Consider the following 13,033-nt stretch of genomic DNA (forward strand, 5'->3'; position numbering starts at 1 on the left):
TGATGGTGATACGTAAAATTGAAATACATATTCGAGCTTTGACTTCACTTCTTGAGCGAGATAAAGCGGATTTCTCAGATTTTAGATCGTTTAATGATTATCAAAAACAACAGATTAAAGCCTATCGCAATCAACTTTTGGCAGATCAATTAAAGTGTTTAACTACGGATTTACAGTTTTCAAAACATGGATATGGTAAGCCATTTTTAAGCTCTCATACCTTGGAATTTAATCATTCACATAGTCAACAATATTATGCTTTGGCGATGAGCGAGCGTGTGAAAGAGATTGGTGTTGATGTGGAAGAGTTGGATCGGAAAGTTCGTTTTGATGCTTTGGCTCAACATGCCTTTCATCCTGAAGAATATCAAGCATGGTTGCAACAAGATCAAGACCCAGAGTATTGGCTCAGAGTATGGACGACTAAGGAAGCAATTCTAAAAGCATCAGGTTTTGGAATTAGACTGGATTTAAATAGTCTAAATACACAAGTTCATCCATCACATGATGGTGGAATGTGTACTCATCCTTTGATTGGAACATTTGCTTATCAAAATTTTGTTTTAAATCAGAAGATCGTGCTGACTATCGCATGGCGTGCAGAGCAGTCTTGTCGCGGTTTTCAATTTCCGCAGATTCAAATTATTCAATATTGATAAATGAAGAACGTACAACCCCGTGCTCTAATCTTAATCAAAAAAGCCAGCATTATGCTGGCTTTTTTGATTTGAATTTTACGATGATTCAGATTTAAGGAATTTCTTCTTCATCAAATTCAGGTTTAACTTGGACAATAAAATCTTGACGATTTAAACCACGCCATAAAGCAAATGCTGTACCAATATAAATAGATGAGTACGTACCAATAAAAATACCCACACACATTGCAATTGAGAACCAATGTAAACCATCACCTCCCCAAAACATCATGGCAAGAACCACAAGTAATAGCGTCATTGAGGTATGGATCGTACGGCGCAAGGTCTCTGTTAATGCGATATCTACAATTTCACGTGGTGTTGCTCCACGAATTTTACGGAAGTTCTCACGGATACGATCCGATACAACGATGTTATCGTTGAGTGAGAAACCCATTACCGCAAGTATTGCTGCAAGCACGGTTAAATCAAATTGCCATTGGAACAATGCAAACGTTCCGATGATAATTACGATATCGTGAAATAATGAGATTACGGCACCCATTGCAAGTTTAAACTCGAAACGAATGGTGACGTAGATCAGCATTAAGATCAAAGCAAGTGCAAGCGCACCTGCAGAGCGGATATAAAGCTCATTACCTACTTGACCGCCAACAGAGTCAACTTTATGAACTTCTGCTTGGTTATTTGGCAATTGAACTGCTTTAGTGATGGTATCGTTTAGATCTTCAACTTTAAGATCTTCTTGCACTGGCATACGTACAATCAGGTCTTTATTACTTCCTAATGTTTGTACAACGGCGTCTTTAAAGCCTGCTTTATCGAGTGCTTGAGCGACTTGAGCGGGTTGAACAGCTTCTTTGTAGTTGAGTTCAGCAGAGATACCTCCAGTGAAGTCCAAACCGAGATTCAGCCCTTTTGTGACGATAAAGAAAACGCTCGCAAGGGTAATTAAGATCGAGAAGATTGCAGCAGGTTTAGCAATCTTCATGAAAGGAATGATTTTTAGATCATCTGGGCGACCGTATTGTTTTGAGTCTTGTTGAGTCAGATCAGTCATGTGAATCTCCTTAAATACTCAACTTAGTCAAATTACGGCGTTTGCCATAAATGAGCTGGACGACAGCACGGGTCACAGTAATCGCAGTAAACATTGAACATACGATACCGATCATCAAGGTGACCGCAAAGCCTTTGATTGGGCCTGTACCAATTGCGAACAAGATAAATGCCACGATGAAAGTGGTTAAGTTCGAGTCGAAAATGGTGTTATAGGCCCGATCATAACCCGCGATAATGGCTTGTTTAGGGGAGGCGCCCCAAAGCATTTCTTCTCGGATACGTTCGCAGATCAGTACGTTGGCATCAACCGCCATACCAATACCAATGACGATCCCCGCGATACCTGGTAAGGTGAGGGAAGCACCAATCCATGACATAAAAGTTAAAATCATGGCAAGGTTGAACACCAAGGCAAAGTTTGCAATTAAGCCAAACAGACGGAAGAAAACAACCATCCAAATTGCAACCAATAAGAAACCGATTTGAGTCGATAACACACCCTTATCAATATTCTCTTGACCAAGACTTGGACCAACAACACGCTCTTCTACAAAGTACATTGGTGCAGCTAAAGCACCTGCTCGAAGCATCAAGGCAAGTTCTGCTGCCTCTTGAGGTGAATCTAAGCCAGTGATACGGAATTGTGAGCCCAATACCGCTTGAATAGTTGCCGCATTGATGACCACAGATTCTGTATATGGTGTGCGTACTTCAGTTTGAGCACCCGTCTTAGGATCAGCAACATAAGAGATCTTTTGTTTATTTTCAATAAACAATACTGCCATACGTTTACCCACGGCATTACGTGTTGCATCTGCCATGAGCTTACCACCAGCGGTATCTAGGGTAATATTTACTTCAGCGCCGCCAGAATCTTGACTAAAACCAGAGCTTGCATTTTGAACACGCTCACCTGTCAAAATACGATTACGTTGTAAAAGAAGTTGACGACCGCTGTCCAGAGATTGATAAGCAAAAACCTCAGTACCCGGTGGAAGTGGTTGACCATTATATTTGCCAGTGTATTGATCAATATATTGATCATTACTGTCAGCAACTAAACGGAATTCTAAGTTCGCGGTACGACCTAATACACGTTTTGCTTCAGCAGTATCTTGAACACCCGGTAGCTCAACCACGATACGGTTACTACCTTGCGTTTGTACCAATGCTTCTGCTACACCAAGTTCGTTAATACGATTACGTAATGTAGTTAAGTTTTGGTTGACTGCATAAGACTGAATTTCTTGACGACGAGTATCTGTATAATTCAGTTTTAGAGTCGCGCCAGATGTCGTTGCAACGGCTTGTTGAGTAAACTCATTACCGTTACGACGTAAAAAATCTGCCGCGGCATCACGATCTGCATTGTCAGCAAATTGGATCGTAATGGTGTTATTACTTAAAGCAAGGTTATTAAATTTAATTTTGTTGTCACGAAATTGACGACGCAAATCAGTCGCAGATGTTTCCATACGCTGACCAATCGCTTTATCCATGTCGACTTCAAGCAAGAAATGTACACCGCCACGTAAGTCCAAACCGAGTTTCATCGGCTTAGCCCCAATCTTTCGCAACCATTCTGGTGTTGTTGGTGCAAGGTTGAGTGCAACCACATAGTCATCACCTAAATCACGGCGCAACACTTCTTTGGCTTTTAACTGTGCTTCTGAAGAGTTTAATCGTAATAATGCCGCATTATTGGTGAAGCTATTGTCGTGACTGCTAATGTTGGCAGTTTTTAAAATCTGCTCCGCTTTTTGCACAATGGTTTGATCTATTTTTGTGCCTGCTTTAGCACCTGAAATTTGGACAGCAGGTTCATCTGGATACAAACTAGGAAGTGCATATAACGTACTGATCACAAGTACCACAAGGATCAGTAAATATTTCCATGCAGGGTAACGCATTCGCTTTCTTCTTAAATGAAAAAGTCGTGCTGAGGCACGACTATCTTATGATTAAAGGTTATTTAGTGTGCCTTCAGGTAATACTGAAATGACACTCGCACGTTGAATTTTTACATCGACACCACGGTTGAGTTCAACGACTGCAAAGTCACCATCAAGTTTGGTGATTTTTCCCATCAAACCGCCTGCAAATACGATTTCACTGCCCACACCTAAGCTTTCGATTAAAGAACGATGCTCTTTAGCACGTTTTGCTTGAGGTCTCCAAATCAAGAAATAAAAGATCCCGATAAATACAGCAATCATCAACAAGTTTGCCATCAGGCTAGGGCCTTGTGCAGCCGCTGGAGCAGCGTGAGCAGTAGAAATTAAAAAGCTCATTTCGATTTCCTAAAATTAAAAAGTCAAAAATTAATAACAAAATTCCAATTCGTTTTGCAATGTACCTTGTCTTGCGGTCAGGCGCAAATCTTGATGCAATTCATTCACATTAGTCTTCAGGACAAGCGGGAACTTCTAGACCACGACGTGCATAAAAGTCCTGAACATATTCGTCAAATGTGCCGTTATCCAATGCATCACGCATCCCTTGTGTCAGTCTTTGGTAATAACGCAAGTTATGAATGGTACCGAGCATAGATGCCAACATTTCTCCGCATTTCTCTAAATGATATAAATAGGCACGGGTGAAGTTTTTACAAGTGTAACAATCACAATGTGGGTCTAAAGGTCCTTTATCATGACGATATTTACTATTACGAATTCTTACCAAACCATCAGTGACAAAATAATGACCATTACGTGCATTACGGGTTGGCATCACGCAGTCGAACATATCGACACCACGGCGAACTGCCTCAACGATGTCTTCTGGTTTACCAACACCCATCAAATAACGTGGTTTGTCTTGTGGCATTTTGTTTGGTAAATAATCAAGCACCTTGATCATTTCTTCTTTGGGTTCACCAACTGATAAGCCACCAATTGCATAACCGTCAAAGCCAACTTCTAATAAACCTTTAAGTGATTCATCACGAAGATCTTCATACATACCGCCTTGAATAATGCCGAATAAGGCATTTTTATTCTTAAGCTCATCATGGTGGTGGGTTTTACAGCGTTTAGCCCAACGCAAAGACAGTTGCAGAGATTTTTGCGCTTCTTCATGTGTTGCAGGGTAAGGAGTACATTCATCAAAGATCATCACAATATCTGAATTCAGTACATGTTGGATCTCCATTGAAATTTCTGGAGACAAAAACACCTTTGAACCGTCAATAGGAGAACGGAAAGTTACACCTTCTTCTTTGATTTTGCGCATTGCGCCTAAGCTAAATACTTGGAAACCACCTGAGTCGGTCAAAATTGGTTTATCCCATTGGATAAACTCATGTAGACCCCCGTGCTCTTTAATCACTTCCAAGCCTGGACGTAAATATAAATGGAAGGTGTTACCTAAAATAATCTGTGCCTGAATTTCTTCAATGTCACGAGGTAACATGCCTTTCACTGTACCGTAAGTACCCACGGGCATAAATACAGGTGTTTCAACCACACCATGCTCTAACGTAAGTCGACCACGACGGGCACGTCCCGACTGACCTAATTTTTCAAATTTCATGACACATCCTGAGCAAGATCGAAGCACTGCTTTGAGCGCAGCGCAAGGCGAAAAAACAGTTCGCTGATCAAAAGCGGCTATTTTCCTTGATTATGGCGTGTAGTTCTACTACTAAATGTAGCGTAAGTTAAAAAATAAAAAAGCCAATCAAGATAAAGCTTAGATTGACTTGTATTCAAGTAAAAATAAATTTTAAAAATTCGGTTTATAGTCAAAATTTTCAGTTGCAAGATTATCCTTAAACGGGCGAATGGCTTTCTTGGATAAGGTTAGGGTATTGATCAGGTTGTTGGGGAACACCTCGATCTGGTTATTAAACAATTCTACGTTACGGTTAAATATCGTGATTGCCGCACCTACATTTTCATTTTGTTCCTGAATGTCATCCATCATCTTGCTATACAGCGCATCGGCTTTGAGTTCAGGGTAGTTCTCAACCACTACATTGAGGCTACGAATCAGTTCCTTACTCATTTTCTCAATCTGTTGTAATTGAGAAATATCGGTATCATTGACATTCAGATTCAGAATTTGTTGGCGTAATTCAGTCACTTTTTCCAAAGTTGATTTTTCAAACTGAGTATATCGATCTAATGTTGCTTCCAATGCTTCTAAAGTCTTTACTTTTTGACGCTCAAAGTTAGCAACTTCTGACCAAGCACGTTTAGTCGCATTAAAATAACGAACAATATTGTTACGTGTGTAAATCGCCCATACAACGATCACAACAAAAATTCCCAAGAATATGAGTAAACCGGTCATCGTCATTCCCCTTATTATGTTTCCCTAAGCCCTGTCTCAAAGAGATAAAGGGAATTTATTGAATTAAATTAAGCATCAATTGTTGAAACTTTTGATATTGCGGCATGGTCATGGTACGTAAATGTCCACGTAATGCTGAAATATCATGGATTTCACTGCGTTTACTGGCGGTTTGGAAAAGGTTTTGTTCGCCGAGGTAACACAAAATTTGCTCTTCATGATGATAAATTAAATCACCAGTAAAATGTTGAAAAAAATCATGTAGCTTTAAGGTCAAACTTGGACTAATTTCTTTTGCCAACTGATGTTGATCGATCCCAAAAATGTTTAATTCTTGGTTAATTAAAATATCACTGCTTTGCCATGAACTTGTATATGGTTCAAAAAAACGAGAACGTTTATTGCTGACCGCTATTCCTGAAGCAGGCATTTGGAAAATAAAAGCGCCCCATAGATCTTTGTGAATTTCTTTGGCAATTTTCTGATTGCTATTTTCCTCCTGAAAAATGGGTAGTTCACTGACATAGTGATATTGAAACAATAAAACTTGATGTTCTGTCGTACCATCATGCCATGTAGTTGAAGCATATTGGGTGATTTCGTTAGATTCAGTGCCACGATTAAATAATGGGAAAAATTGCTTCAATCTACTGATCACCAATAATGGCTGTGCTTGAATGGGTAAATAAGCGGGTAGCTGTTGAAATTGCAGACCATAACGTAAGACGGTCATACGTTGTTCGAGATATGTAATGACCTGTGTGAGTGGCTCTTTCGGCTCATACAGTAAATACGCTAAAAAGCCAGTCAAAAAAGCAGCGAGAAGGCTAAAGATATACTGAATATGTGGATGAAAAAAATAGCCAAATACTAATGTGCAGACGCTCACAATGCCTAAAATAAAAGGCAATACATTAAAAAAGCATAAGCTATGATCATCACGCCACGGATGTAAAGCATCCAGCAAATCTTGATCACTGTGTGATTTTTGCCCTATATCCCAAAGCCGAGCAATATTGCGGAAAACCTGCGCATTTTTTTTTCGTCTTATATGTAAGGCTTGTTCTACAGTATCGATCGGCATCGTTCTATTTAAATCAGGTGTTTAATTGATCCACTAGCATAGCATCACCATAGCTAAAGAAACGATAGCGTTGTTCAACAGCATGTTGGTAAGCCGCTAAAATGTGGTCTCGATTTGATAATGCAGAAACCAGCATCAGCAAAGTTGATTCTGGTAAATGGAAATTAGTAATCAAACGATCTACGATACAGAATTGATAACCTGGATAAATAAAGATTTGCGTATCACCTGTCCAAGCTGCAATTTTACCTTGATTAGCTTGCGCAGCACTCTCTAAGGCACGAGTCGCAGTCGTTCCAACAGCAATGACTTTATTACCACGAGCTTTAGTTTCTAAAATTAGATCAATTGTGGCTTGCGGCACATCACACCATTCACTGTGCATAATATGATTGGTGATATCGGTGGTACGTACAGGCATAAAGGTGCCTGCACCTACGTGTAAGGTCACAAAAGCCTTTTGCACGCCTTTAGCGGCTAATTTTTCTAATAAGCTTTGGTCGAAATGTAGGCTTGCTGTCGGCGCTGCAACACTGGCAATTTTTTCAGGATCGTGGAACACGGTTTGATAGCGTTCGGTATCAATCTCTTCTGCTTCACGATTGAAATAAGGTGGAATCGGGAGCTGACCGTATTGATCCAGCACAGACAAAATCGGTTGTGAAAACTTCACCACAAACAGATTTTCATGGCGGCCTTGTACGGTGACAGGTACGGCATCTTCACCGATATACAGTTCTGCGCCTGCTTTAGGCGAATTGCTTGATTTGATATGGCAATGTGCAGTGTGGGTGTCTAACATGCGCTCAACCAGAACTTCGATTGCACCACCTGTAGCACGTTTGCCTTTTAAGCGTGCTTTCATGACTTTAGTATCATTCAGTACCAGCAAATCACCTTCTTCAAGTAAATCAAGAATATCGGTGAAAACATGATCGTGATACTGACCTTGAGCATCGATATGGAGTAGGCGAGATGCGCTACGGCTATCTAGTGGGTAGCGAGCAATAAGTTCATCAGGAAGATCAAACGAAAAGTCGGAGAGTTGCATACATCTAAAACATTGCAAAAAATTGGGTGTAGTATAGTCTTTTTTGTGTTTTCTCGCTGAGTTCACGTGTTTATAAGCAGAAAAATATCTGAGTGATTTAAAAGTGAGCAATAAGCGGTAGTTAGTGTTTGACAATAAAATCAAACAGGTTATGATACGGAACACAAAGCATCGCACTCTTCCCGAGGTGGTGAAATTGGTAGACGCGGCGGACTCAAAATCCGCTGTCAGAGATGACGTGTCGGTTCGAGTCCGACCCTCGGGACCAAGATTCAAAGACCCCAAGCTAGTATTAAAGGCTTGGGGTTTTTTAATGCTTATAATTTTTAATTAAAAATTATGTTTCAAGAATAAAGGTGAACAAAGAATTGAATCTTAGACTTCATATTGAAAGCATTTATAATTTTGAATTATTTAAATATTTTTACATCATAATTGTTTCTAAAGAGCTTTAATATTGATGTTTGGATCCTTCTAATATGAAATGTAGCCACACTTATTATGGGAATCTTAGTTGCTTTTATTTCAGGAATATTATTTCTGAGTGTGGATGCATTGATTGAGATATATGATGATTTGAAAGTTCAACAAATTTCCAAAAATTAGATTCCCTACGGAATTAATTTAAGTTTAAATTTCATGAAAGTTCACGTTTTGTTGCGAATTGGTTTAAGAATGAATTGCCTTTTATGTTAAATTTTGTTAATAGTGGGTGATGGTTTTGACATTTTTCTTAGTGATTTGTAAATAACCGTATAACGATAATACACGAGAGGCGGGCATGGCTATTCAACTATTAGAATTACAGCAAGCCGATAAGTTAAGTGCTTGTAAAATTTCGCTTTCTTTGGGTTTGAATTCTGAGCAAAATTTACTTGAACAATTTTTACAGTTCGACCGTAAATTGATGCAAGCCGATACTGCTTTGCTCGCATTCCATCAAGAACCCTACCTTTGGCATTGTTGCGCAGAAAAGTTACACGTAGTTGATATTTCAAAAATTAGTAAAAGTCTAAATACACTATTTGTAAATGGTGATTTGATCGATCAACAACACCCGCAATATCAGAGTTTATTAGCCTTTCTAGCGCCATTTAAACGTAAAATACAAACTGCAATTGCAATACACTTAAGGCATCCAGATCAAACATCATTAGGATATCTGGTTTTATTTGATGATGTTGCACAAGACTTCAGCGAATTACAAAAACAATTACTTCAAGAGCACTGTATGAGTTTTATGCAGAAACTGGAGTTAAAGGTCAATCATGACCAACTGAAAGAATTATACGAGCAAGAAGCCGCATTAAACTTTAGTAAAACTAAATTCTTTTCGATTATATCTCATGATCTACGAGCACCCTTTCATGGTCTATTAGGTTTCTCTGAAATATTGGCAAAAGAGCGTGACACTTTAGATGAATCTAGCATTCAGAATATCGCGGACTATCTTTACGATACTTCTCAGTCGACCTATAACTTGTTGGAAAGTTTATTAAATTGGTCGATGGCTGAAGGCGGGCGCTTTGTTTACCACCCGATTAATTTTAAGCTACGACAGATTACCAATATTGTTACGGATGTCTTAAAAACACTGGCGATCAAGAAAAATATCCAGTTGATTAATGAAGTGGATGAAAATCTTAAAGTTTATGCTGATATGAATATGATCACTTCCGTGATTCAGAATTTAGTATCCAATGCGCTGAAATTTACTGATATTGATGGTTCTGGCAAAGTCTTCATTCAAGCTCAAACTCAAGGTAACTTTGTTGAAATTTATATTAAAGATACTGGCTTAGGGATGACCCTTGAGCAGATTGAAACGCTATTTCAGCCGAGAATCACGGTCAGTTTTAAAGGTACTGCAGGTGAAAAAGGGGCGGGTCTAGGGTTAACATTGTGCAAACGATTCGTTGATCTAAATCATGGTGAAATTAGTGTTAGCTCGAATGAGGGTGAGGGCACAATCTTTAAAGTTGTATTGCCTGCTGCAAACGAACAAATAGATTTATCTGTAGAACAGCATAAATCTAAAGCGAAATTAGCCTAAAGAGATTTTAAAGATAAGCGTGTAACTGATATAACTAATCCTAGATGATACGAGATTAGCCGAGCCTTTTTATATGAATGCGGAACAGCTACAGAAAACTTTAGTTGCCAGTCAATATGCTGAACAAGTTTTAAATTTATATCAAACACAATTAGAACAAGATTATTGCAAAGATCAATTTCTCCAATCACTTTCTACTGAAAGTATTCATGAAAAAGTTCAACAAGCTGTTGCTGATGTAACAGATGAGCACGATTGGATGAAAGCATTACGAGTCTTGCGTGCAAAGTTGATGTTTCGCTGGATTTGGCAAGATGCTAATCAACTTACCAATGTGGTGACGCTGACACGTGAACTTTCAGATTTTGCTGATGCCAGTATTTGTGCTGCAAAAGCTTTTGCATTGCCACCGCTCTTAGCCAAACATGGCGAACCGATTGGTTATTCAGGTCATTTACAAGATTTGATCGTGATTGGAATGGGGAAACTTGGTGCACAAGAACTTAACCTTTCTAGCGATATTGATCTCATTTTTGCCTTCGATGAACAAGGCGAAACCAATGGACGTAAATGTATTGATGTACAGCAGTTCTGCATTCTATGGGGGCAGAAGCTGATTTATCTGCTTGATCATATTACTGCAGATGGTTTTGTATTCCGTGTCGATATGCGCTTACGTCCGTGGGGCGATGGTTCAGCTTTAGCGATTAGCCATACGGGACTGGAAAAATACCTAAGCCAGCATGGGCGTGAATGGGAACGCTATGCTTGGATTAAAGCACGTGTGATTACAGGTGAGAAAGCTGGCGCAGAACTCATGGAAATGTCGCGTCCATTCGTTTTTCGCCGTTATGTCGATTATTCTGCTTTCGCTGCGATGCGTGAAATGAAAGCGATGATTGAACGTGAAGTCATGCGCCGTAATATTGAAGATGATATTAAATTGGGCGCAGGTGGTATCCGTGAAATTGAATTTATTGTTCAAGTTTTTCAGTTAATTTACGGAGGCTCGAAACGTGAATTACAAGATCGTCAATGTTTGGTAAGTCTACATCATTTGGGAAATGCTGAATTACTTGATCAACGGGCTGTAATTGATCTCGAAGATGCTTATTTATTTTTAAGACGGATTGAGCACGCGATTCAAGCACTCAATGACCAGCAAACCCAATCTCTGCCGACTGAACCTGAATTAAGACAACGCATGTTAGATACGTTAGGATTTAACGATTGGTCTGCTTTCTTAGCGGTTTTGAATCAAAAACGCGACAAAGTTAAAGTTCAGTTTAAACAACTTATTCAGGAAAAAGAATTTGCTGAGCCCGTAGATGACTTTGTTCAGCTTGAGCAAAAACTGAATACTGTATTAGATGATGGTGCAAAGAATCTAATTCAAAACTTTTGGCATGGACAAGCACTAAAAAAAATTCCCGCGAGTGCTTTAGAGCGCTTAAAGAAATTCTGGCCACACTTGATCGAAGCGATTTTACAGTCAGATCAGCCACAAGTCGCTTTGTTGCGATTAATGCCTTTGGTTGAATCTGTACTTCGCCGTACGGTGTATTTGGTCATGCTCATGGAAAGCCGTGGTGCTTTACAACGATTAGTTAAGATGGCGACGGTTAGTCCATGGATTTGTGAAGAGTTAGCACAATATCCAGTCCTGTTAGATGAATTCCTTTCTATGGATTTTGGTTTACCGCAGCGTAAAGACTTAGAAGATTCACTACGTCAACAATTATTACGTATCGAAATTGATCAAGTCGAAGATCAAATGCGCGTTTTACGTCTATTTAAGAAGAGCAATGTATTAACTGTTGCTGCAAGCGATGTTTTAGCTGAAAGTCCATTAATGAAAGTGTCAGATGCGTTGACGGATATTGCTGAAGTTAGCGTCCAAGCGACGCTTAATTTAGCTTATGAAGCGGTTGCTGAGCGACATGGTTATCCTTTAGGCAATAATGGTCAGCGTTGTAGTTTGGATAACAAAGGTTTTGCTGTGATTGGATATGGCAAGCTTGGTGGAATTGAATTGGGTTATGGTTCAGATCTAGACCTCGTTTTTATCCATGCTTTTGAAGAGCATAGTGAAACTGATGGTCGTAAAGGCATCAGCGGGGCTGAGTTTGCAATTCGTGTGGCACAAAAGTTTATGTCTTTAATGACGACGCAAACCTTAGATGGGCGTGTTTATGAAATTGATACCCGTTTACGTCCATCGGGTGAGGCGGGGATGTTAGTCACCAGCTTAAAAGCGTATGAGCAATATCAACAAAAAAGTGCGTGGCTTTGGGAACATCAAGCTTTAGTGCGCGCCCGTTCGATTGCGGGTGATTTCAATTTGTGTCAGCTATTTGAGCAGATTCGTTGTCAGATTTTGACTCAAAAACGAGATGAAAATGTCGTGCGTGAAGAAGTATTGAAAATGCGTCAAAAAATGAAAGACCATTTGGGATCGTCTTCTGAACAAAAAAAACATGGCATTTTTCATTTAAAACAGGATGCAGGTGGTATCGTTGACATCGAATTTATGGCACAGTATGCAGTGCTTGCATGGGGCGGGACGAATCCAGATCTTGCCCATTATTCTGATAACGTAAGAATTCTTGAAGATGCTGCTCGAGCAGGCTGCTTATCCAGTGAAGATGCCACAGCACTCATCCATGCTTATCTCCGTGAACGAGCTGAGAGCCACCGTTTAGCGCTTGCAAATCAATCTATGCAAGTCAATGCTGCGGATTGGCACGATACCCGAGAGATCGTTTGCAAGTTATGGCAAAGGTTAATTGATCCAACTGCAATAGCATTGGAAAGTGAATGATTGTGTAAAA

The 13,033-nt window shown here is 39.6% G+C and carries 10 protein-coding genes and 1 tRNA gene; 4 read left to right on the forward strand and 7 right to left on the reverse strand.

Features of this window, described 5'->3' with window-relative positions; translation table 11 throughout:
• The first annotated feature begins 2 nt into the window (after positions 1-2).
• Entirely contained in the window at positions 3-656 is a 654-nt protein-coding gene (locus NO346_RS12190; protein ID WP_256415317.1) for a 4'-phosphopantetheinyl transferase superfamily protein, read from the forward strand.
• 94 nt (positions 657-750) lie between these two features.
• Here NO346_RS12190 and secF read toward each other — a convergent pair whose 3' ends face one another.
• The 7 genes from secF to queA all read right to left on the reverse strand — a co-directional run bounded on the left by secF (position 751) and on the right by queA (position 8,149).
• Positions 751-1,719, reverse strand: a complete 969-nt coding sequence (gene secF, locus NO346_RS12195; RefSeq protein ID WP_004664877.1) for a protein translocase subunit SecF — start codon at positions 1,717-1,719, stop codon at positions 751-753.
• A 10-nt stretch (positions 1,720-1,729) separates the two neighbouring features.
• Positions 1,730-3,631, reverse strand: coding sequence for a protein translocase subunit SecD (secD, locus tag NO346_RS12200; RefSeq protein ID WP_256415318.1), 1,902 nt, complete (start codon positions 3,629-3,631; stop codon positions 1,730-1,732).
• Positions 3,632-3,682: 51 nt separating this feature from the next.
• Positions 3,683-4,012: a preprotein translocase subunit YajC gene (gene yajC, locus NO346_RS12205; protein ID WP_256415319.1), complete on the reverse strand. Its 330-nt coding sequence runs from the start codon at positions 4,010-4,012 to the stop codon at positions 3,683-3,685.
• Between the two features lie 109 nt (positions 4,013-4,121).
• A complete protein-coding gene (gene tgt, locus NO346_RS12210; RefSeq protein ID WP_005162280.1) occupies positions 4,122-5,252 on the reverse strand; it encodes a tRNA guanosine(34) transglycosylase Tgt in 1,131 nt (376 codons plus the stop codon).
• A 192-nt stretch (positions 5,253-5,444) separates the two neighbouring features.
• Positions 5,445-6,014, reverse strand: coding sequence for a LemA family protein (locus NO346_RS12215; RefSeq protein WP_256415320.1), 570 nt, complete (start codon positions 6,012-6,014; stop codon positions 5,445-5,447).
• A gap of 55 nt (positions 6,015-6,069) precedes the next feature.
• Positions 6,070-7,098 (reverse strand): hypothetical protein, encoded by a 1,029-nt coding sequence (locus NO346_RS12220; RefSeq protein ID WP_256415321.1) that lies wholly within the window; start codon positions 7,096-7,098, stop codon positions 6,070-6,072.
• 13 nt (positions 7,099-7,111) lie between these two features.
• Positions 7,112-8,149 carry a tRNA preQ1(34) S-adenosylmethionine ribosyltransferase-isomerase QueA gene (gene queA, locus NO346_RS12225; RefSeq protein ID WP_256415322.1) on the reverse strand — a complete coding sequence of 346 codons (1,038 nt, stop codon included), beginning with the start codon at positions 8,147-8,149 and terminating at the stop codon, positions 7,112-7,114.
• Between the two features lie 181 nt (positions 8,150-8,330).
• Between queA and NO346_RS12230 the strand changes: the two genes are divergently transcribed.
• The 3 genes from NO346_RS12230 (at position 8,331) to glnE (ending at position 13,023) form a co-directional block, all read left to right on the forward strand.
• A tRNA-Leu gene (locus NO346_RS12230) sits at positions 8,331-8,417 on the forward strand.
• A 513-nt stretch (positions 8,418-8,930) separates the two neighbouring features.
• Positions 8,931-10,202 carry a sensor histidine kinase KdpD gene (locus NO346_RS12235; RefSeq protein ID WP_256415323.1) on the forward strand — a complete coding sequence of 424 codons (1,272 nt, stop codon included), beginning with the start codon at positions 8,931-8,933 and terminating at the stop codon, positions 10,200-10,202.
• Positions 10,203-10,275: 73 nt separating this feature from the next.
• On the forward strand, positions 10,276-13,023 hold the full coding sequence (gene glnE / locus NO346_RS12240) for a bifunctional [glutamate--ammonia ligase]-adenylyl-L-tyrosine phosphorylase/[glutamate--ammonia-ligase] adenylyltransferase (RefSeq protein WP_256415324.1): 2,748 nt from the start codon (positions 10,276-10,278) through the stop codon (positions 13,021-13,023).
• Positions 13,024-13,033: the final 10 nt, after the last annotated feature.

The organism is Acinetobacter sp. 5862, from assembly GCF_024494585.1.
GTDB lineage: Bacteria > Pseudomonadota > Gammaproteobacteria > Pseudomonadales > Moraxellaceae > Acinetobacter.

Excerpts from the sequence above, each read along its gene's own strand:
- glnE (WP_256415324.1), top strand. The coding sequence starts at position 10,276 with ATGAATGCGGAACAGCTACAGAAAACTTTAGTTGCCAGTCAATATGCT.
- yajC (WP_256415319.1), bottom strand. The coding sequence starts at position 4,012 with ATGAGCTTTTTAATTTCTACTGCTCACGCTGCTCCAGCGGCTGCACAA.
- secF (WP_004664877.1), bottom strand. The coding sequence starts at position 1,719 with ATGACTGATCTGACTCAACAAGACTCAAAACAATACGGTCGCCCAGAT.
- NO346_RS12190 (WP_256415317.1), top strand. The coding sequence starts at position 3 with ATGGTGATACGTAAAATTGAAATACATATTCGAGCTTTGACTTCACTT.
- NO346_RS12235 (WP_256415323.1), top strand. The coding sequence starts at position 8,931 with ATGGCTATTCAACTATTAGAATTACAGCAAGCCGATAAGTTAAGTGCT.
- tgt (WP_005162280.1), bottom strand. The coding sequence starts at position 5,252 with ATGAAATTTGAAAAATTAGGTCAGTCGGGACGTGCCCGTCGTGGTCGA.
- queA (WP_256415322.1), bottom strand. The coding sequence starts at position 8,149 with ATGCAACTCTCCGACTTTTCGTTTGATCTTCCTGATGAACTTATTGCT.
- NO346_RS12220 (WP_256415321.1), bottom strand. The coding sequence starts at position 7,098 with ATGCCGATCGATACTGTAGAACAAGCCTTACATATAAGACGAAAAAAA.
- NO346_RS12215 (WP_256415320.1), bottom strand. The coding sequence starts at position 6,014 with ATGACCGGTTTACTCATATTCTTGGGAATTTTTGTTGTGATCGTTGTA.
- secD (WP_256415318.1), bottom strand. The coding sequence starts at position 3,631 with ATGCGTTACCCTGCATGGAAATATTTACTGATCCTTGTGGTACTTGTG.